The 19,407-nt window shown below is 72.0% G+C and carries 20 protein-coding genes and 1 pseudogene; 5 read left to right on the forward strand and 16 right to left on the reverse strand.

Annotated features, from left to right (window positions below; all coding sequences use genetic code 11):
- The first annotated feature begins 1 nt into the window (after window position 1).
- A complete protein-coding gene (locus tag QFZ74_RS05630) occupies window positions 2-499 on the forward strand; it encodes a DUF6314 family protein (protein ID WP_307619666.1) in 498 nt (165 codons plus the stop codon).
- Here the strand turns inward: QFZ74_RS05630 and QFZ74_RS05635 are convergent.
- Both QFZ74_RS05635 and QFZ74_RS05640 read right to left on the reverse strand, forming a co-directional pair.
- Window positions 481-1,077, reverse strand: a complete 597-nt coding sequence (locus QFZ74_RS05635) for a histidine phosphatase family protein (RefSeq protein ID WP_307619667.1) — start codon at window positions 1,075-1,077, stop codon at window positions 481-483. The two genes, QFZ74_RS05630 and QFZ74_RS05635, sit on opposite strands and share 19 nt — an antisense overlap.
- 89 nt (window positions 1,078-1,166) lie before the next feature.
- Window positions 1,167-1,604 (reverse strand): GNAT family N-acetyltransferase, encoded by a 438-nt coding sequence (locus QFZ74_RS05640; protein ID WP_307619668.1) that lies wholly within the window; start codon window positions 1,602-1,604, stop codon window positions 1,167-1,169.
- 253 nt (window positions 1,605-1,857) lie between these two features.
- Between QFZ74_RS05640 and QFZ74_RS05645 the strand changes: the two genes are divergently transcribed.
- A complete protein-coding gene (locus QFZ74_RS05645; protein ID WP_307619669.1) occupies window positions 1,858-2,061 on the forward strand; it encodes a DUF1918 domain-containing protein in 204 nt (67 codons plus the stop codon).
- Window position 2,062: 1 nt separating this feature from the next.
- Here the strand turns inward: QFZ74_RS05645 and QFZ74_RS05650 are convergent, their stop codons facing one another.
- Window positions 2,063-3,307 carry a glycoside hydrolase family 10 protein gene (locus tag QFZ74_RS05650; protein ID WP_307619670.1) on the reverse strand — a complete coding sequence of 415 codons (1,245 nt, stop codon included), beginning with the start codon at window positions 3,305-3,307 and terminating at the stop codon, window positions 2,063-2,065.
- A gap of 174 nt (window positions 3,308-3,481) precedes the next feature.
- On the opposite strand from QFZ74_RS05650, the gene QFZ74_RS05655 reads away from it, so the two are divergent.
- Both QFZ74_RS05655 and QFZ74_RS05660 read left to right on the forward strand, forming a co-directional pair.
- Window positions 3,482-4,342, forward strand: coding sequence for a 3-hydroxybutyryl-CoA dehydrogenase (locus tag QFZ74_RS05655; RefSeq protein ID WP_307619671.1), 861 nt, complete (start codon window positions 3,482-3,484; stop codon window positions 4,340-4,342).
- A gap of 209 nt (window positions 4,343-4,551) precedes the next feature.
- Complete coding sequence (locus tag QFZ74_RS05660) at window positions 4,552-4,809, forward strand: hypothetical protein (protein ID WP_307619672.1); 258 nt, start codon at window positions 4,552-4,554, stop codon at window positions 4,807-4,809.
- Window positions 4,810-4,833: 24 nt separating this feature from the next.
- Here QFZ74_RS05660 and QFZ74_RS05665 read toward each other — a convergent pair whose 3' ends face one another.
- The 10 genes from QFZ74_RS05665 to infC form a co-directional block, all read right to left on the reverse strand.
- Entirely contained in the window at window positions 4,834-5,370 is a 537-nt protein-coding gene (locus QFZ74_RS05665) for an NUDIX hydrolase (protein WP_307619673.1), read from the reverse strand.
- 131 nt (window positions 5,371-5,501) lie between these two features.
- Window positions 5,502-6,842 (reverse strand): transcriptional regulator, encoded by a 1,341-nt coding sequence (locus QFZ74_RS05670; RefSeq protein WP_307619674.1) that lies wholly within the window; start codon window positions 6,840-6,842, stop codon window positions 5,502-5,504.
- A gap of 56 nt (window positions 6,843-6,898) precedes the next feature.
- Window positions 6,899-8,068, reverse strand: coding sequence for a PP2C family protein-serine/threonine phosphatase (locus QFZ74_RS05675; RefSeq protein ID WP_307619675.1), 1,170 nt, complete (start codon window positions 8,066-8,068; stop codon window positions 6,899-6,901).
- 249 nt (window positions 8,069-8,317) lie between these two features.
- Complete coding sequence (gene pheT / locus QFZ74_RS05680; protein ID WP_307619676.1) at window positions 8,318-10,861, reverse strand: phenylalanine--tRNA ligase subunit beta; 2,544 nt, start codon at window positions 10,859-10,861, stop codon at window positions 8,318-8,320.
- A complete protein-coding gene (gene pheS / locus QFZ74_RS05685) occupies window positions 10,861-11,982 on the reverse strand; it encodes a phenylalanine--tRNA ligase subunit alpha (protein WP_307619677.1) in 1,122 nt (373 codons plus the stop codon). Before pheS ends, pheT begins: the two co-directional genes overlap by 1 nt.
- Window positions 11,983-12,120: 138 nt before the next feature.
- Window positions 12,121-13,269 (reverse strand): ATP-binding protein, encoded by a 1,149-nt coding sequence (locus tag QFZ74_RS05690; RefSeq protein ID WP_307619678.1) that lies wholly within the window; start codon window positions 13,267-13,269, stop codon window positions 12,121-12,123.
- Window positions 13,270-13,318: 49 nt separating this feature from the next.
- Window positions 13,319-14,179, reverse strand: a complete 861-nt coding sequence (locus QFZ74_RS05695) for an RNA methyltransferase (RefSeq protein WP_307619679.1) — start codon at window positions 14,177-14,179, stop codon at window positions 13,319-13,321.
- Between the two features lie 174 nt (window positions 14,180-14,353).
- Entirely contained in the window at window positions 14,354-14,737 is a 384-nt protein-coding gene (rplT, locus tag QFZ74_RS05700) for a 50S ribosomal protein L20 (protein ID WP_100825257.1), read from the reverse strand.
- 109 nt (window positions 14,738-14,846) lie between these two features.
- A complete protein-coding gene (rpmI, locus tag QFZ74_RS05705; RefSeq protein WP_004933563.1) occupies window positions 14,847-15,041 on the reverse strand; it encodes a 50S ribosomal protein L35 in 195 nt (64 codons plus the stop codon).
- A 110-nt stretch (window positions 15,042-15,151) separates the two neighbouring features.
- Entirely contained in the window at window positions 15,152-15,886 is a 735-nt protein-coding gene (gene infC / locus QFZ74_RS05710) for a translation initiation factor IF-3 (RefSeq protein WP_307619680.1), read from the reverse strand.
- A gap of 322 nt (window positions 15,887-16,208) precedes the next feature.
- Between infC and QFZ74_RS05715 the strand changes: the two genes are divergently transcribed.
- A complete protein-coding gene (locus QFZ74_RS05715; protein WP_307619681.1) occupies window positions 16,209-16,577 on the forward strand; it encodes a DUF1844 domain-containing protein in 369 nt (122 codons plus the stop codon).
- Between the two features lie 18 nt (window positions 16,578-16,595).
- On the opposite strand, the pseudogene QFZ74_RS05720 reads toward QFZ74_RS05715, so the two are convergent.
- The 3 genes and pseudogenes from QFZ74_RS05720 to QFZ74_RS05730 all read right to left on the reverse strand — a co-directional run bounded on the left by QFZ74_RS05720 (window position 16,596) and on the right by QFZ74_RS05730 (window position 19,406).
- A pseudogene (locus QFZ74_RS05720) lies at window positions 16,596-17,376 on the reverse strand (SseB family protein).
- 45 nt (window positions 17,377-17,421) lie between these two features.
- Window positions 17,422-18,603, reverse strand: coding sequence for a type VII secretion-associated serine protease mycosin (mycP, locus tag QFZ74_RS05725; protein WP_307619682.1), 1,182 nt, complete (start codon window positions 18,601-18,603; stop codon window positions 17,422-17,424).
- Window positions 18,600-19,406, reverse strand: coding sequence for a hypothetical protein (locus QFZ74_RS05730; protein ID WP_307619683.1), 807 nt, complete (start codon window positions 19,404-19,406; stop codon window positions 18,600-18,602). The genes mycP and QFZ74_RS05730 overlap by 4 nt, the downstream gene beginning before the upstream one ends.
- Window position 19,407: the final 1 nt, after the last annotated feature.

Consider the following 19,407-nt stretch of genomic DNA (forward strand, 5'->3'; position numbering starts at 1 on the left):
CATGGATGCGCTGCCCCCGACGGCCGAGGAGTTCTGGCCCGTTCCCGACGTCCTGGCCCACCTCGCCGGACGCTGGCGTGTGACGCGCACCGTGCTGGACCTGGCGAGCGGCGAGGAGGGCCGGTTCGAGGGCGCCGCCGACTTCGGCCCGCTGCGGGAGGCGGGCCTGCTGTACGCGGAGACGGGGACGTTCACCTGGCACGGCGTCTCCCGGCCCGCCGAGCGCACCCTGCGCTTCCTGCCGGGCGACCGGCCCGGCACCGCGGACGTCCGCTTCGCCGACGGACGTCTCTTCCACGACCTGGACCTGGCCTCGGGACGGCACGTCGCCGACCATCCCTGTGCCGCGGATCTCTACCGGGGCGAGTTCACCGTGCGGGACGCGGACCACTGGCGGAGCGTGTGGCGGGTCGGCGGCCCGGCGAAGGACCTGCTGCTCACGACCGACTACACCCGCGAGGGCGACCGCGAGGGCGGCGGCTACGCCCGCAGCGACTGAGCCGGCGCGCCGCCGTCGAGGCGCAGGTTCCAGCGCCCCGCCCAGCCCGTGACATTGATCGTGGACAGCGGGCGTACGTCGATGTTCCAGTACGTCGCGGGCGGCGCCTTCAGGACGTACACCAGGGCGGCGCGGATCACGGCGGGCTCGGCGACGGCGACGATGTGGCCGCCGTCGGCGACGGGGCGGGTGTCGAGCCAGCCCCCGACCCGGTAGATGAAGGACAGCAGCGACTCACCGCCGTGCGGGGTGGAGCTCGGGTCGGCGAGCCAGGCGTCCACCGCCTGCGGCTCACGGGCCATCGCCTCGCCGAGCGTCAGCCCACGCCAGCGGCCCATGTCGCAGTCGCGCAGCGCCAGTTGGACCAGCGGGGCGTACCCCAGGGCGTCGCCGGTCGTTCGGCTGCGCGGCGTCGGCGAGCAGTAGCGCAGCTCGGCCGCGGCCAGCGGCAGCAGATCCGCCGCGACGCGCTCCACCTCGGCCCAGCCCGCCTGGTCCAGCGGCCGGTCGTCCTCGAAGCGCTCCGCGAGCGGCGTGGAGCTGCGCGCCGCGGCGACGAACGTGACCCGAAGGTGCATGCGGTGATGGTGAGCCGCTCACGTACCGGGGTCAAGAGGCTTGCCCAAGGCATCACTGGCCGTTCGCGGGCCGGTGGCCGAAACGGGCCTCACCCGGAAAGGCGCAGCATCCACTTCTCCGGCTGGTCCAGCGGGCGGAAGCCCAGCTTCTCGTAGACCCCGTGGGCGTCCTCCGTGCTGAGCAGGATGCGGGTCAGGCCGTACGGCCGCAGGTGATCGACCACGGCCCCGATCATCGCCGTACCGACGCCCTTGCCGCGGACCGAGGGGTCGACGTACACGTCGGCGAGCCAGGCGAACAGCGCCCGGTCGGTGACCACGCGCGCGTACGCCACCTGCTCGCCGGAGGCCGATGCGTACACCCCGAAGTTGAGCGAGGACGCGGCGGCGCGCTCGTGCTTGTCGCGGGGGCGCCCGGTCGCCCAGTACGCGTCGGTCGACAGCCAGCGGTGGACGCGGTCGGTGTCCACGCGGTCGGGGTCGGCGGAGAACTCGTAGCCGTCGGGCAGGTCCGGTGCTTCACTCATGCGGGGCATGCTGCCAGGACGGGCGCTCCGGCGTCGATCACTGATCCGATCATCGATCCGCTCATCAAACCGTCCGTCAATCGGGCCGGTGGGCGGGCCAGCCGGTTGCAGTCGGCCCGGAGCCCTGCACACACTGGTGTCGTCGGTGCTGCTGCGGGCGAGCACCCTGTGGCGGCCGCCGCCGAGCGGACCGTCGCCGTCCCTGGGTGCATCGACGTCACCCAACGATCTCGATCGTGAGGAGGCCCTGGAGATGCGCGCATCCGTGGGCGACCATCTGATTCAGCACGGGAGGGTCGTCGGCCAGCACGACCACATCTCGGAAGTCGTCGAAGTCCTGGGCCCCGAGGGTGGCCCTCCCTACCGCGTCCGCTTCCCGGACGGGCACGAGGCCGTGATGTCCCCCGGCCCCGACTGCGAGGTCCGGCACGTGGAGCACCAGACCCGCGACCAGTAGATCAGCGCGGGGGGCTCACCGGCTGCCGGTAGTGGTCGGCGAGCACCCGCGCCATCGCCTTGACGGGATCCTTCGCCGCGTCCCGCGCGGCGAAGTAGACGTGCCCGCGCACCTGCGGGTGCCCCGCGGCGAGCGTGAGGTGCCGTGACAGCTCGGCCGGGTCCTGCCAGGGCGCGGGCTGTCCCGACGCGCCCGCCTTGTACAGCGCCTCCCCCACGTACAGCCTGGTCTTGGAGCCCTTGGCCGTCTCCGACCACCAGCGCACCAGCTTGGCGTAGTCGGCGAGGTCGTAGCCGATGTGCCAGTACACCTGCGGCACGATGTAGTCGATCCAGTGCTCACGGACCCACTTGCGGGTGTCCGCGTGCAGGTCGTCGTACGTCTCCACGCCCGCCCGGGTGTCCGAGCCGCGCGCGTCGGTGCCGGCGTTGCGCCAGACCCCGAACGGGCTGATCCCGAACTGGGTGCCGGGGCGGATCTTCTTGACGCGCGCGGCCGTCTCCCGCACCAACTGGTCGATGTTGTCGCGCCGCCAGGCCGCCCGGTTCTCGAAGGAGCCGCCGTACGCGTCGAACGCGGCGTCGTCGTCGAAGCTCTGGCCGGCGACCGGGTACGGGTAGAAGTAGTCGTCGAAGTGGACGGCGTCGACGGGGTAGCGCTCCACGGCGTCGAGCATCGCGTCCCGCACGAACGCGCGGACCTTCGGCAGGCCCGGGTTGTAGTAGAGCCGGCCGCCGAACCGGACCACCCAGTCCGGGTGCTTGCGGGCCGGATGGGAGGCGACGAGTTTCTTGAGGTCGGTGTGGTTGGCGATGCGGTAGGGGTTGAACCAGGCGTGCAGCTGGAGCCCGCGCGCGTGCGCCTCCGCGACCGCGGTGCCGAGCGGATCCCAGCCGGGGGCCTTGCCCTGGGTGCCGGCGAGGTACTGAGACCACGGCTCGTGCGACGAGGGCCACAGGGCGTCGGCGGTGGGCCGCACCTGGAGGATCACCGTGTTGAGCCGGAGGCGGACCGCCCGGTCGAGGTGGGCGATCAGCTCCTTGCGCTGGGCGTCCGCGCTCAGCCCGGCCCGCGAGGGCCAGTCCCGGTTGCCGACGGTCGCGATCCACAGGCCCCGCATCTCCGCCGCGGCTGCCCGATCGTCCTCCCACCGCCCCGCCGCTCCCGGCGCCGCCGCGGCTCCCGGCACGGTCGCCAGGATCGACAGCGCGGCCGTCGCGAAGGCCCGACGCGACACTCTTCCCATCCGCCACACACCCAATACGCTGCGGATCCGCACCGTCACGGATCGTCTCGCGCACCCAAGAATGCTCCTCCCCACGCGATCGATCATCGATACTTGGGGGTAACGTGCACGATCGGAGCAGGCCCCCGGACCGGGCGGGCCTGCCGGGAGCCGTAGAGCAGCGAAGGGGACGATGTGACCGACATCGAGCGCGTCGGAGTCGTGGGCTGCGGCCAGATGGGAGCGGGCATCGCCGAGGTGTGCGCCCGCGCCGGTCTGGACGTGATGGTAGCCGAGACCACCGGCGAGGCCCTGGAGATCGGCCGTACGCGGCTGTACAACTCCCTGGCCAAGGCTGCCGAGCGCGGCAAGATCACGGAGGAGGAGCGGGACGACGCGCAGGCGCGGCTCACCTTCACCACCGACCTCGGCGAGTTCGCGGACCGTGACCTGGTGATCGAGGCCGTGGTCGAGAGCGAGGGCGTGAAGACGGAGATCTTCCAGGTCCTCGACCAGGTGGTGACCCGGCCGGACGCGATCCTGGCCTCCAACACCTCCTCCATCCCGCTGGTGAAGCTCGCGGTCGCCACCTCGCGCCCGGACCACGTCGTCGGCATCCACTTCTTCAACCCGGCCCCCGTGCAGCAGCTGGTCGAGCTGATCCCGGCGCTCACCACGTCCGAGGGCACGCTCAGCCGCGCCCAGATCTTCGCCGAGAAGCTCCTCGGCAAGCACGCCATCCGCGCCCAGGACCGCTCCGGCTTCGTGGTCAACGCGCTGCTGGTGCCCTACCTGCTGTCGGCGATCCGCATGTTCGAGTCGGGCATCGCGGGCCGCGAGGACATCGACAACGGCATGGAGATGGGCTGCGCCCACCCCATGGGCCCCCTGAAGCTCGCCGACCTCATCGGCCTGGACACCATCGCCTCCATCGCCAACTCGATGTACGAGGAGTACAAGGAGCCCCTGTACGCCGCCCCGCCGCTGCTCCAGCGCATGGTCGACGCGGGCCGGCTCGGCCGCAAGACGGGGTCGGGGTTCTACACGTACGCCTGAGCAGGGCGCCCACGAGCACCCCGAGCGACAGCCCACGGGCCCGGCACCGAGAACGGTGCCGGGCCCGTGGCATTCACACACCGGGTGCGCGCCGGGCACGCATATGCCCATCGCACACGCTCCCCATGCGCCCACCAGCAGGGTTGACTCCTGATGCGCATGTAAGGGACATGGAGTAATCAGGCTCGACTACAGAGAGGAGTGGACCCGTGACCGCCGAACCCGAGCGTCCCGAGGTCCATGGGGAACTCGCAGAGTTACGTCGCCGCCTCGACGTGGCGTACGCCCGTGTCGAGGGAGGACTGGCTCTGCTCAGTCATCGCACCGAGGAGACCGCCAAGGAACTGGACGAGCTGCACACCCGCATGCTCTCGGTGGAGCACACACGCTGGCCGCTGCCCTCCATCGCCGCTCTCACGGCCCTGGGCGCCCTGGTCGTCACGATCTGGCAGGCACTGGCTCACTAGCCAGTTGGCCGCCGGCCACGGCCGCTAGCCCTCGGCGAGCCTGAGGTGATGCAGCATGAGGAGTGCGGCCGCCATGTTGGCGGCCGGGACCTCCCCCCTGGCGATCATGTCGGGGACCAGCTTGAGCGGGACCCACTCCCGGCGGTCCGACTCGAAGTCGTCCACGGGGTGACCCAGGTACTCGCCCTCCTCGGCCCAGTAGATGTGGTGCCGGGCGTCGGTGAGGCCGTTGGACGGCTCCACGCTCATGAGGTGGTGCAGGGGGCCCGGTCGCCACCCGGTCTCCTCCTCCAGTTCCCTGGCGGCCGCGGTGGCGATGTCCTCGCCGTCCTCGACGACGCCCGCGGCCAGTTCCCAGCCCCAGCTGTCCGTGATGAAGCGGTGGCGCCACAGGAGGAGGACCTCGTTGGCGTCGTTGACCACCGTGGCGACGGCGACGGGCCGCAGCCGGATGAGGAAGTGGTCGAGGTGCCGGCCGTCCGGCAGCTCGACGTCTGCCAGGTTGACGCTGAACCAGCGGTTTTCATACACAGTTTGTTCGCTCTGTTTCGTCCACTGCACGGTTCTGCCACCTTCCGACGAGTAAGTGGCAATATCGCAGCAGCGGCACTTTCCGGCCAACAGCGTCTGCACGGCCGGTCGCGTCTGCAGGGCCGGGCACGTCGTTCACGATCCCGGTCGTACCGGCGGCCCTACAGCGGTACGCGCAGTGCCCCGTCGATGAGTTCGGCGGCCTCGGCGGTGCCCGCGCAGCCGCTGCGCACCAGGTGTTCGCGCACCGCGCGGAGTCTGTCACGCAGCCGCTGGGACTCCATTCCGCGGGCCTGTTCGGCCATCTGCACGGCCGTGGCCGCCGCGTTGTCGGCGTTGCCCTGGCGCAGTTCGATCGTGCTGAGCATGGCCAGCCGGTGCACCCGGCCCCGGTCGTGGGCGGGGTTGTCCACGGCCTCCGCGGCATGCTCCCGCGCCGCCGTGAGGTCACCGAGACTGAGCAACGCCTCGGCCACCTGTACGTTGACGAGACCCGGCTGGACGTAACCGGTCTCGTCGGGTTCGTACCCGCGCCGGATGCGGTCGGCGGCCGTCTCGGCACGCCGGATGCAGGACAGGGCGCTCGTACCGTCGCCCAGGTGCGCGTACGCCTTGGCCTGCATCGCGTACAGGTCCGAGGCGAGGGCCGGGGTGATGTGCTTGCCCGCGGTGCGCAGCGCGGCCTCCGCGAAGGCGACGGCCTGGCGGAACTCCCGTAGGAACAAAGCTTGGTTGACGAGCAGCGCGATGACGTACGCCCCAAGTCCCCGGTCCGCGCTGGCCTTCGCGAGTCTGAGCGCCTGGTGGAAGTAGCGCTGGGCGAGCCCGTGGGCATCGGAGTCGTACGCGCAGATGCCGACGATCGCCACCAACCCGCCGGTAGCCCGGTGCAGTTGGCGTCCTGTCGCGTCGGTGTAGCTGCCGCGCAGCAGCGGGGCCGCCTCCGAGTTGAGGAAGCCGACGATGCGGGTGCGCGTCGCGACGCCGCCCGTCTTGCGGTACATCTGCTCGTAGTGGGTACGGGCGGCGCGCAGCGTGTCGAGGTCGGCCGGGGTGACGTAGTGGTGGCCGCCGCGCGAGACGTCGACGTCCTCGGGCGGGTTCTCCCACTCCCATACGGGCATGACGGCCGGTGTGCCGGTCACGGCGGGGGCGCCGAGCACGTGCGGACGCTGCTGTTCGTCGGAGCGCCACAGCGCGGTGGCGCGCTCGACGAAGCCGGACAGCGAGGTGCCGTTAGGGGCCGACGGCTCACCCGGCACACCGAGGCCGATGTCGTCGAGCGTGACGGGGCGTTGCAGCCGGCCGGCGAGCACCTCGCAGATCAGGTCGGGTACCTGGCCGCGCGGCCGCTGGCCCTTCAACCAGCGTGCCACGGCGGTGTGTTCGTACCGCAGCGCGAGACCCCGCGCCCGCCCCGCCTGGTTGACGTGGGCGGCGAGACCGGCGTGCGAGACCCCGGCCTCGTCGAGGATCGCGTCGAGCAGAGTGTTGGGCTCCATGGATGCCCCCGGATGGCCTGATGCTCGTAGGTCCTGTCAGGGTAAAGGGTCCGGGTTCACACGGGGTGTGAACGCAGTACGCGAAGCCGTGCCGTGCGCGCGCTGTCGCGGAGCGTGCGGCGGCCGGTTGACTGAACTGCCTCGAAAGAGGGCGGCCGGGCCACCGGCTCCCCCTCGCAACACTCCGTGGCCCGGCCGTCGGCGCCCTGCCCGCGCGCGCCCCAAGTCGACTGGTACCGCCGCTCGTTGCGCAGGACGAGGAGGGCGGTGTCGTCCGTCGGCCGGCCGCGCGTATGGCGGCGCAGGGTGGCCAGCACCGAGCGCAGGACCGACTGCGGCGACACCGGCAGATCACGGGCCGCCTCCGCGAGGGCGACCGGCAGCCGGAAGAAGTCGCCGTGGGCGTCCCGCGCGTCCTCCGCGCCGTCCGTGTACAGGACCAGGAGGTCGTCGGGCAGCAACGGGCCGCAGCGTACGGCGTCCAGGCCGGCCGGCAGCGGGAACGGGCCCAGCGGGGGCAGGTGTTCCTCCGCCGCGAGCGGCTCGACCCCGTCGGCCCGGACCCGATACGGCCATGGATGGCCGCAGTTGAGGGCGTGGACCTCGCCGTCTCTGCCCACCTCCAGCAGCAGGACGGTGACGAACTCCTCGGCGACCGGGCTGTCCGGCGCGAGGCCGGTCGACGGGTGCTCGGCGCGGGCCCGTTCGCGCAGATGGCGGTCGAGGGCGCGCTCCAGGCGGCGCAGGACGCCGCCGAGGTCGGGCTCGTCGTGGACGGCCTCGCGGAAGCTGCCGAGCACGGCGGCGGCCGTGGCCAGCGCGGCCAGCCCGTGGCCGCGTACGTCGCCCATCACCACCCGTACGCCGTGCTCGGTGGCGACCGCCTCGTACAGGTCGCCGCCGATGTCCGCGCCGCGGTCGGCGGACAACTGCGCGGCGGCGACGGCGAGTCCGTCGAGGCGCGCGGGCGGCGGCCGCAGCAGCACGCGCTGGGCGGCGTCGGCGACCCGGCGCACCTGCCTCAACTCCCGTAGCAGCAGCCAGCGGATGTGGAGCACGAGTCCGGTGCCGACCGCGAAGAACACGGCGCTGGTGGCGATCCGGGCACCCAGCCCGTTCTGCTGGGCGAGCGGGCAGCCCAGCTTGTACACGACGGCCACGCCACCCCAGACCGTAGGCAGCCCCAGGGTGAGGGCGGGCCGCGCCCGTGCCGTGATCCGGATCATGCCGATGCCACCCCACAGAGGGCCAGACAAAACAGACGGACCGGCCCCGAAAGGCCGGTCCGATTCTGTCCACTCCATGCCCCGCGAGGGCCATGCCCGCCGGAAGTTGCCACCCGAACGAGTGAGACTCCGTCAGCTAGCCCGCATTTATGCAGCTGACAGCAGGGCAACTCACCTAGGGGCGAGGGGAACTGCGCGACCAGCCACGAACAACCCGCAGCCGGTAAACAGCACAGTCCCCCACGACGATCAGCCCCTGAGGACCGCTCCCGTGCGCTCCCCGGCAAGGGCGACCGCCGCATCCCGAGCCGCCGAAGCCTCATCCACGGTCAGCGTCCGGTCACCCGCCCGGAAGCGGAGCGCGTACGCCAGCGACTTCTTGCCGTCACCGAGCTGCTCGGCGTTCTCGTAGACGTCGAACAGACGGATGGACTCCAGGAGTTCACCCGCGCCCTCGCGCAGCGCGGCCTCGACGTCGGTGTGCGGCACGAACTGGTCGACGACCAGGGCGACGTCCTGCGTGGCGACCGGGAACGAGGAGATGCTCGGGGCCTGCGGGACCCCGTCACCGGCCTGTTCCAGGGCGTCCAGGTCCAGCTCCATCGCCGCGGTGCGCGCGGGCAGGTGCAGGGCCTTGAGCACGCGCGGGTGCAGCTCGCCGGCGTGGCCGACGACGCGCTCGGTGCCGTCGACGACGATCGCCAGCTCGGCGCACCGGCCTGGGTGCCAGGGGCCGTACTGGCCCTTGCGCACGATCAGTTCGGCGCCCGCCTCGGCGGCGACGTTCCGCGCGGCCTCGACCGCGTCGGCCCAGTCGGCCGGACGGCCCTTGCCCCACCAGCCGGCCTGCTCGCGGGCGCCCGCGAGGACGACGGCGACGTGGCGCGGCTGCTCGGGCAGCGCGGCGTTCAGCGCGGCGATCTCCTCGTCGGTCGGGCGGCGGTCGACGGGCAGATGCCCGGCGACGCGCTGCTCCTCGCGCGGGAGGAAGACCAGACCGGTCTCGAAGAGGGCCAGGTCGTGCGAGCCGCGGCCGTCGTTGCGGCGCAGCGCGCCGAGCAGGCCCGGCAGCAGCGACGTACGAAGCGCGGGCTCCTCGTCGTTGAGCGGGTTGGTCAGCTTGACGACGCGGCGGGCCGGGTCGTCGGCCGCGAGGCCCAACTGGTCGAAGACCTGCTCGCTGACGAACGGGTAGTTCGGCGCCTCGACGTAACCCGCACCGGCCAGCGCGCGGCCGACACGGCGGTGCAGCCGCTGGCGGTCGGTCAGACCGCGGCCCGAGGGAAGCTTGGGCAGCGTCGAGGGCAGGTTCTCGTAGCCCTCCAGCCGGATGACCTCTTCGGCCAGGTCGTTGGGCTCGACGAGGTCGGGACGCCAGGACGGGACGGTGACGGTCAGCTCGTCCTGCCCGTACACGTCGCAGCCGATCTCCTGCAGCCGCCGGACGACGACCTCACGGCCGTACTCGACGCCCGCGACCGTGTCCGGGTGGTCGGCCGCCATGGTGAGGGTGTGCGGCTCGGACGGCGTGCTGACCTGGGTGACCCCGGCCTCGGCGCTGCCGCCCGCGAGCAGCACCAGCAGGTCGGCGGTGCGCTGCGCCGCGGCGGCGGCCGCCTCCGGGTCGACACCGCGCTCGAAGCGGCGGGACGCCTCCGACGACAGCTTGTGCCGGCGGGCGGTGCGCGCGATCGCGACCTGGTCGAAGTGGGCGGCCTCGATGACCACGTCGGTCGTGGCGTTCTCGAGGTCGTCGTGGTCGGCGATCTCGGTGTTGGCGCCGCCCATCACACCCGCGAGGCCGATCGGGCCGCGCTCGTCGGTGATCACCAGGTCCTCGGCGTGCAGCTTGCGCGTGACACCGTCGAGGGTGACGAGCTTCTCGCCCTCGCGGGCGCGGCGCACGCCGATGGTGCCCTGGACCAGGTTCCGGTCATAGGCGTGCAGCGGCTGACCGAGCTCCATCATCACGTAGTTGGTGATGTCGACGGCGAGCGAGATCGGGCGCATGCCGACCTTCTGCAGCCGGCGCTGGAGCCAGATCGGGGAGCGCGCCTCGGGGCTCAGACCGGTGACCGTACGGGCCGTGAAACGGTCGCAGCCGGCGGGGTCCAGGACCTCGACCGGGTAGCCGTACTCGTTCGGGGCCGGTACGTCGATCAGGGCCGGGTCGCGCAGCGGCAGGCCGTAGGCGATGGCGGTCTCGCGGGCGACGCCGCGGATGGACAGACAGTCGCCGCGGTTGGCGGTGACGGCGATGTCCAGGACCTCGTCGACCAGCTCAAGCAGCTCGATGGCGTCCTTGCCGACCTCGGTCTCCGGCGGCAGCACGATGATGCCGTGGCTGCCGTCGTCGCCCATGCCCAGCTCGTCGCCGGAGCAGATCATGCCGTGCGAGACCTTGCCGTAGGTCTTGCGCGAGGCGATCGAGAAGCCGCCGGGCAGCGTGGCGCCCGGCAGGACCACGACGACCTTGTCGCCGACGGCGAAGTTGCGGGCGCCGCAGACGATCTCCTGGGGCTCACCGGTGCCTCCCCCAGTGCCGAAAGCCTGGGAGGTGCCCCCAGCCATGCCCACGTCGACGGTGCAGAAGCGGATCGGCTTCTTGAAGCCCTCCAGCTCCTCGATGGTCAGCACCTGGCCGACGACGAGCGGCCCCTTGAGGTCGGCGCCGAGCTGCTCCACGGTCTCGACCTCGAGGCCTGCCTCGATGAGCTTGGCCTGGACGTCACGGCCGGTCTCCGTCGCCGGCAGGTCGACGTACTCCCGCAGCCAAGAAAGCGGGACCCGCATCAGATCTCCATCCCGAACGGCCGGGTGAACCGGACGTCACCCTCGACCATGTCTCGCATGTCTTCGACGTTGTGGCGGAACATCAGCATCCGCTCGATGCCGAACCCGAAGGCGAATCCGCTGTACTTCTCCGGGTCGACGCCGCAGGCGGTCAGTACCTTGGGGTTGACCATGCCGCAGCCGCCGAGCTCGATCCAGCCCTCGGAGGAGCAGGTGCGGCAGGGGCGGTCGGGGTTGCCGACGGACTCGCCCTTGCACACGTAGCAGAGCATGTCCATCTCGGCCGACGGCTCGGTGAACGGGAAGAAGTTCGGCCGCAGCCGGGTCTTCATGCCGGGACCGAACAGCGACTGGACCATGTGGTCCAGGGTGCCCTTGAGGTCGGCCATGGTCAGGCCCTCGTCCACGGCGAGCAGCTCGACCTGGTGGAAGACCGGGGTGTGCGTGGCGTCCAGCTCGTCGGTGCGGTACACGCGGCCGGGGCAGATCACGTAGACCGGCGGCTCGCGGTCGAGCAGGGAGCGGATCTGCACGGGCGAGGTGTGCGTGCGCAGCACGGCGCCGGATTCGGTGCCGCCCTGGGGGCCCTGCACGAAGAACGTGTCGGCCTCGCCGCGGGCCGGGTGGTCCGGGCCGATGTTGAGCGCGTCGAAGTTGAACCACTCGGCCTCGACCTGCGGGCCCTCGGCGACCTCGTAGCCCATGGCCACGAAGATGTCCTCGATGCGCTCCGAGAGCGTGGTCAGCGGGTGGCGGGCGCCGGCCGGTACGCGGTCGTACGGCAGCGTGACGTCCACGGCCTCCTCGACCAGCACTCGGGCGTCGCGCTCGTCCTCCAGCTCGCCCTGGCGGGCGGCGAAGGCCTTGTTCACGGCGCCGCGGGCCTGGCCGACCAGCTTGCCGGCGGCGGCCTTGGCGTGCGGGGGCAGGGCGCCGATCTCGCGGTTGGCGAGCGCCAGCGGGGACGCGCCGCCCGTGTGGGCGACCTTGGCCTCCTGGAGCGCGTCGAGGGAGTCCGCGGCGGCGAAGGCGGCGAGCGCCTCGTCCCGCATGCGCTCGATCTCTTCCGGTTTCAACGCCTCGACCTCGACAGGGTCGTACGACTTATTCGGTGCCGACATCTCTTCCCGTGCTTCCGATTGGCTGGCTGGAGGTCCCCGTCGCCGATCCGATGACGGATCGTCCCTGACTTCGGGACACAAAGGTGCCAAAGGCCGAGTCTAACGGGGTTGAGGTAGGCGAATGCGCCCGCGGGCGGCTCAGGCCATGAAGGCCGGCGCGCTCACGGGCAACGTAAATCGGAACTCGGCGCCGCCGACAGCGGCCCGGCCGACCGTGATGGTGCCGCCGTGGGCCTCGACGATGCCCTTGACGATGTAGAGCCCGAGCCCCGTGCCCCCGCGCTTGCTGCCCCGCCAGAAGCGGGTGAAGACGCGGTTCATGGACTCCTCCGGGATGCCGGGCCCCTCGTCGCTCACCGTGACCGACGTGCCGGTGTCCTCTCCCTCGCGGGGGGACGCCGAGGGCGTGATGTCAATGGTGACCGTTCCCTCGCCGTGCCGCACCGCATTTTCGAGCAGGTTGCTGAGCACCTGGTCGATCTTGTCGGGGTCGGCCCACAGGGCGGGCAGCGGCTGCTCGACGCGCAGCAGGAACCGGTCGGCGGGCTGGCCGGCGGCGACGTACGCCTGGATGTGCCGCCCCACGGCCGCCCCCATGTCGACGGGCTGGCGGCGCACCTCCAGGCGGCCCGAGTCGATCCGGGAGATGTCGAGCAGCTCGGCGATGAGCCGGGTGACGCGGTTGGCGTCGGCGTCGACGGTCTCCAGCATCAGCCGCTTCTGGTCGTCGGTGAACCGCTCCCACTTGGCGAGCAGGGTGGCCGTGAAACCCTTGACGGAGGTGAGTGGCGAGCGCAGCTCGTGGGCGACGGTGGCGATCAGCTCGGCGTGACTGCGTTCGGTACGGCGGCGGGCCTCGGTGTCGCGCAGGCAGACGACGACGCGCCGCACGGGACCGGTGGGCTCGCCACGCACGTACCGCGCGGAGACGAGCACCTCCCGTCCGCCGGGCAGCAGCAGGTTCCGTTCGGGCTGCCGCGTCCGGATGGTGAGGCCGGCGTACGGCTCGGTGAGCTGCCACCACCGCCGCCCTTCGAGGTCCTCCAGCGGCAGCGCCTTCTCCAGCCGCAGGCCGAGGGCGTCGGCGGCGTCAATGCCGGTGATGCGGACGGCGGCCGCATTGAAGCGGACGACGCGGCCGTGCTCGTCGGCGACGACGAGGCCGTCGGGGAGGTCGTCGGGGTCGATGCCGGGGTGGGCGGGAGGCTCGTCGGGTTCGCCCTGCCGGGGCGCGGGTGCGCACCGCGCGCCGTGTTCCTCCGGCGCACTGCTGGTGCCGACGTTCATCCCCGCACCTCACCCTTCAGCCGCCGGGGCCCCCGAGCTGGTCACCCTACTAGCTCTTGGTGACGGAGCGGCACCCTCCGGAGGCGCGCTGTGCACGGGCCGACGCGTAGAGACATACGGCCGCGGCGGTCGCGAGGTTCAGACTCTCGGCCTTGCCGTGGATGGGAACGCGTACGACGGCGTCCGTGAGCGCCCGGGTCTCCTCCGGCAGCCCCCAGGCCTCGTTGCCGAACACCCAGGCCGTGGGGCCGCCCATCGTGCCCTTGTCGAGCTCGTCGTCGAGGTCGTCGGTGCCGCAGCCGTCGGCGGCGAGGATGCGGACCCCGGCGGCCTTGAGGCCCTCGACGGCGCGCTCGACGGGGACGCCGACGGCGACGGGCAGATGGAAGTGGGAGCCGACGGAGGCGCGGACGGCCTTGGGGTTGTACAGGTCCACGGAGGCGTCGGTGAGGACCACGGCGTCGGCACCGGCGGCGTCGGCGCAGCGCAGGACCGTGCCGGCGTTGCCGGGGTCACGGACGTTGGCCAGGACGGCGACGAGCTGGGGCCGGGCGGCGAGGATGTCCTCGAAGGGGGTGTCGAGGAACCGGCACACGCCGACCAGGCCCTGCGGGGTCACGGTGGTGGAGATGTCTGCGATGACCTCCTCCGAGGCCAGGTGCACCCGGGCACCGGCGGCACGGGCCTCCCCCACGATGTCGGCGTACCGCTCCGCGGCCTCGACGGTGGTGAACAGCTCGACGAGGGTGGCGTCGCCGCCCGCCCGGTGCGCAGCCGCCTCCCGCACGGCCTGCGGCCCCTCCGCGAGAAACATCCGGTCCTTGCTCCGGAAGTTCCGCTTGGCGAGCCGACGCGCGGCGCTCACACGCGCGGACCGGGGAGAGATCAGCTCGGGGGTGGCGGGGGCCATGGGGTTCACCTCTACAACTATGGTCCGCTGGCTCTCTCTCCGCCGCGACGGTGCACAACCACGACGGCGGTCTTCGGCGGTGCCGAACCCAGCGGAAGTCTCGGGACACAAGCGGACCCGCAGGCCATGCGGCCTGCGGGTCCTCAAGTACGTCGGCCTAAAGCCAGCGCAGCGTCACGCGGCCTTCGGCGCGTTGACGTCCGCCGGCAGCGCCTTCTGCGCGGCCTCGACCAGCGCGGCGAACGCGCCGGCGTCGTTGACGGCCAGCTCGGCCAGGATCTTGCGGTCGACCTCGATGTTCGCGGCCTTCAGACCCTGGATGAAGCGGTTGTAGGTGATGCCGTTGGCGCGGGCAGCGGCGTTGATGCGCTGGATCCACAGCTGACGGAAGTCGCCCTTGCGCTTCTTGCGGTCGTTGTAGTTGTAGACCAGCGAGTGGGTGACCTGCTCCTTGGCCTTGCGGTACAGGCGCGAACGCTGACCGCGGTAGCCGGAGGCCTGCTCGAGGATCGCCCGGCGCTTCTTGTGGGCGTTGACTGCCCGCTTGACGCGTGCCACTTTTTTAACTCCTTGTAGCGGGGCCGTGGAGTGGACTCAGACTCGCACGACCCGGAAACGATTGGGTCCCGGTCCAGACGTACGGCGCTCGGTGCGAGCGCCGCTCACGTCACTTGCCGAGAAGCTTCTTGATCTTCGCGGCGTCGCCCGGGGCCATCTCGGCGTTGCCGGTGAGGCGGCGCGTCACGCGGGACGACTTGTGCTCGAGCAGGTGGCGCTTGCCGGCGCGCTCACGGAGCACCTTGCCGGAGCCGGTGACCTTGAAGCGCTTGCTGGCACCGCTGTGCGACTTGTTCTTCGGCATAGCGCCGTAATCTCCTCGTCGGTGGCGCCCCGGTGCCCGGTCGTGAAACCGGGCACGGTGGAGCGTCGCTCTTGTATGGGTTACATCCTGGGGACTCGCGTCCCCCGGGATCACGCCTCGGCGGAAGCCTCGGCAGGAGCCTCGGCGGCAGCCTCGGCAGGGGCCTCGTCGCTGTCGGCCTCCGCGGCGTTCTGCGAGCGGCCGGGGTTGGCCTTCGCGTCCGCCTTGCGGGCCTCCTGCGCCTGACGGGCCTCGGCCATCGCCTCGGTCTTCTTCTTGTGCGGACCGAGGACCATGATCATGTTGCGACCGTCCTGCTTCGGGTTCGACTCGACGAAACCGAGGTCCTGGACGTCTTCCGCGAGGCGCTGCAGCAGTCGGTAGCCCAGCTCGGGCCGGGACTGCTCGCGACCACGGAACATGATCGTGATCTTGACCTTGTCGCCCTGCTTGAGGAACCGGACGACGTGACCCTTCTTGGTGTCATAGTCGTGCGGGTCGATCTTCGGCCGGAGCTTCATCTCCTTGATGACCGTGTGCGCCTGGTTCTTGCGCGCCTCACGGGCCTTCATGGCCGACTCGTACTTGAACTTCCCGTAGTCCATGAGCTTGCACACGGGCGGACGGGCGTTCGCCGCGACCTCGACCAGGTCCAGGTCGTACTCCTGTGCAAGCTCCAGGGCCTTGGCAAGCGGAACAATCCCGACCTGCTCGCCGCTGGGACCGACAAGTCGCACCTCGGGAACGCGAATCCGGTCGTTGATGCGGGGCTCGGCGCTGATGGATCCTCCTCGGTAAGCACCACGCGACGGTCTGGCGGACAGCCGCGTAACGTCTGTATGCATTAGACCTAACCGAGCCGGAGCACAAAAAATGCCCCGGACGATCTCACAAGCGGGGCTCCTCGAACTACCGGAGCACCGCCGCGGACATCGCGGGGCGCTATCGGACGGATCACCGCCACGAGGACGGGACCGTCTGACCGGTGACCCGCCGCCCCGAGGGGCGGTCAGGTGGGAGTTCGAAACCTCCACTTGTGGGCCGGACGCGCTCACCATGAGGCATACGTGTCCAGCCGGTCGTCACACAAGGTTAGCAGCATCGCCAGGGAAGGGCTAATCGGGCCGACGGCGCTGACCGGTCGGTGCTGCGCCTATCGTGTGGGGCATGAGTGAGACCTCCCCTTCCGGCCCCGCCGAGCAGCCCGACTACGACGAGATGACCCGCGACATCGCCGAGGTCCCCGCCGTCGAGGTGATCGTGACGGTCGCCGTCAACCTGATGAGCGCCGCCGCCGTGAAGCTGGGGCTGACCGAGGAGGGCGACCGGTACAAGGACCTGGACGAGGCCCGCAAGCTGATCACCGCGCTCGCCGGTCTGCTGGACGCGAGCACGACCGAGATCAGCTCCTTCCACGCGGCTCCCCTGCGTGACGGCCTGAAGTCGCTCCAGCTGGCGTTCCGCGAGGCCTCGCTCGTCCCGGACGACCCGGGCCAGGGCCCGGGCGAGAAGTACACCGGCCCGGTCTTCGGCTAGCCGGCCCCGCCATCGGCCTCATCCCCGTACGTACAAGGGCTCGCCCGGAGGCGTGGTCCCGGCCGGCAGCAGTGCCAGGTCGAGGCCCCGCACCAGGCGGGCCCTCAGTGTTTCGTCGGCCGCGAGGCGCTGGGCGACCGCGCGGGCGGTTTCGGCGGGGGCGGCGGACGCGTCGAGGACGAGGGCGAGCGTGCCGTCGGCCCGGCCCGGGCCGAGGTGGGCGCGGAGGACCGCGGGCTCGGCGGCGACGGCGGCGCGCACGGCCTCGGTGACGACCGGGTCGGCGAGCGGGTCGGTGGTCGTACGGCCCTCGGCGAGCGCGAGCAGCGCGGGTCCCGTGAGCTCGAACGGCACCGGGCCGGCCAGGTCCAGCACGACCGTGTCCGCCTTCTCGTGCGCGGCGGCCCGGAGCGCCTGGTGCAGGGGTACGGCGACGGGCCGGGCCTCGGGGTCCCAGAGGGCCAGCGACTCGGTGGAGGTGAAGGCGGGCAGCGCGGTGCGGGGTCCGGCCTTCAGGGTCGGTACGGCCATGTCGCTGGTCTTCTCGCGGCGCAAGCCGCCCGCCCGTCGCCCACCACCACCCTTCCAAGGAGCTTCGCGCCCCTCCTCACTGTCCTCCTCGACCTCGCCGAGCACGGCCACCACGGGCACGAGCAGCCGGGCACCCTTGAGCGCCTCCAGGACGGGGCCCACGGCGGTGCGGTCCCCGGCCCAGGCGGCGAGCGCGGCGCTCAGCGCGGGGGTCGGCGGAGCCGTCGTCATCGGAGAAGCCAGAGTCGGGAATGTTCTTGTTCGCCACGGTCACCGACCTTATCGGGCGCCCCGAGGGGCGTACGTGGCCGGTCTAGCGGAAGTCGTTGCGGCGGCCGCGGTAGAGGACGACGGCGCCGACGAGGAGCACGACGCCGAGCCCGCCCGCGACGAGTCCCGCCCAGGTGGAGGGGTCGGAGGTGCCGTCCGGGTCCGGACCGGGACCGAAGTACTTCTTGCCGTACGCGGCCTGGCCGGCGTGCTGTGCCTTGACGTCCCCGCCCTCCTTGATGGCGGCGGCCGGGTCGATGAAGCCGAAGCCGCGGGAGTCGTCGCGGCCGTGCGTCGGGGCGTCGCGGGCGGTGTCCTCCAGGAGCTTCTTGATCTGGGCCGGAGTGAGGTCCGGGTGGGCGGCCCTGATGAGCGCGACGGCACCGGAGACGAAGGCAGAGGCGGCGCTCGTCCCCCAGCCCTCGTAGTACTTGTGGTCGGGGTCGGCGATGACGACGTCGACGCCCGGCGCGCTGACGGTGGCGTACCAGCGGCGGGTGGAGAAGGAGGCGCGGGTGCCGTAGCGGTCGACGGCGGTGGCGGCGATGACGCCCGGGTAGGCCGCCGGGTAGGAGATGTGGTCGCCCTTGTCACCGCCGTTGCCCGCGGAGGCGACCACGGCGACGTTCTTCTTCAGCGCGTACTGGACGGCCTCGTCCTCGCTGGGCTCGGGGTGCGCGGAGGCGGAGTCGTCGCCGAGGGAGAGGTTGATGACGTCGGCGCCGTGGTCGGCGGCCCAGCGGATGCCTTCGGCGAGGGCGTTGCCGCGGGTGCTGCGGGCCTTGCCGCGGGCCCGGTCGCCGTCCTCCAGGATCACGCGGACGGGGAGGATCCTGGCCTCGGGGGCGACGCCCATGACGCCTTCACCGTGGCCGGCCCCGTGCCCGTGGCCGGCGATGATGCCGGCCATCGCAGTGCCGTGCCGGGCCCAGGCGCGGTCGCCGCGCTCGGCGCCGAAGCGGATGAGGTCGGTGCCGGTCAGGACGTTGCCGGCCAGGTCGGGGTGGTCGGCGTCCACCCCGGTGTCCAGGACGGCCACGGTGATGCCCTTGCCCTTGGTGGTGCGCCAGGCCTCGTCGGTGTGCAGGGCGGACAGGGCCCACTGCCGGGCGCGTATGCCGTCGGCGTGCGCGGTGGTGGACGGCAGGAGGGCGAGGGAGCCGGCGAGGAGAACGCTCAGGGCCGCGGACCGTGCCGTACGCCGATTCCGGTTCACGAGGCTCATGAGGGCGTCTCCGTGGACGGGCTGACGGTCTGGCGCAGGCGCCGCTCGATGCGGTCGGTGAGGCCCTGCGCCTCGTTGCCGAGGCCCGCCTGGCCGGGTGCGGTGGTGGCGCCGGACTGCATGGCCTCGGCGGCGGGCTGCGAGGTGTCGACCTCGCGGCCGTCGGCCCAGCCGGAGACAGCGAAGGCGACGACCGGGGCGTCGGTGAGGACGGACACCGTCCAGCTGGCGCGCTGCCGGGCGCCGAAGTGCGCGGCGGCGGTGCCCTTGGCGGCGTACGGGCGGGGCATCAGGTCGGGGCGGCGGCTCAGGCCGTCGTCGTCGAAGCGCCGGGCGAGGGCGGACATGCCGGCGGGGTCGGCCTTGGTGAAGAGCAGGCCGACGGTGGTGACGTGGCTCTGGGTGGCGTCGACGTAGGTGGCGCGCAGGAGGCGGCGGCAGCCGGCGGGCGCGAGCGCCTTGCGCAACAGCGGGTCGAAGGCGTCCGCGCAGGTGTCGTCCGGGGCGACGGCGATCCGCGTCCAGGTGCGGTCGGCTCCGCCGGGGCCCGCTCCCCGGCCGTCCACGGTGGGCGGGAAGAGGTCGTCGACCGGCACGTTGTGCCACAGCTCGGCGGCGGAGCTGAACCCGCTGTCGCCGCCGGGGCCGTCCGAGTCACCGAGCCAACTCCCGGTCACCGCACCGCCGATGAGCCCGATCCCGAGCACCACGCAGGCGGCGGCAGCGGCGACGCGCGGCCGCGAGCCCCAGCCGAGCAGCCGCGAGCGGCGGGGCTCGGCGTGGCCCGCGGGCTGGTCGAACACG

It is taken from the genome of Streptomyces sp. V3I7 (assembly GCF_030817495.1).
GTDB lineage: Bacteria > Actinomycetota > Actinomycetes > Streptomycetales > Streptomycetaceae > Streptomyces.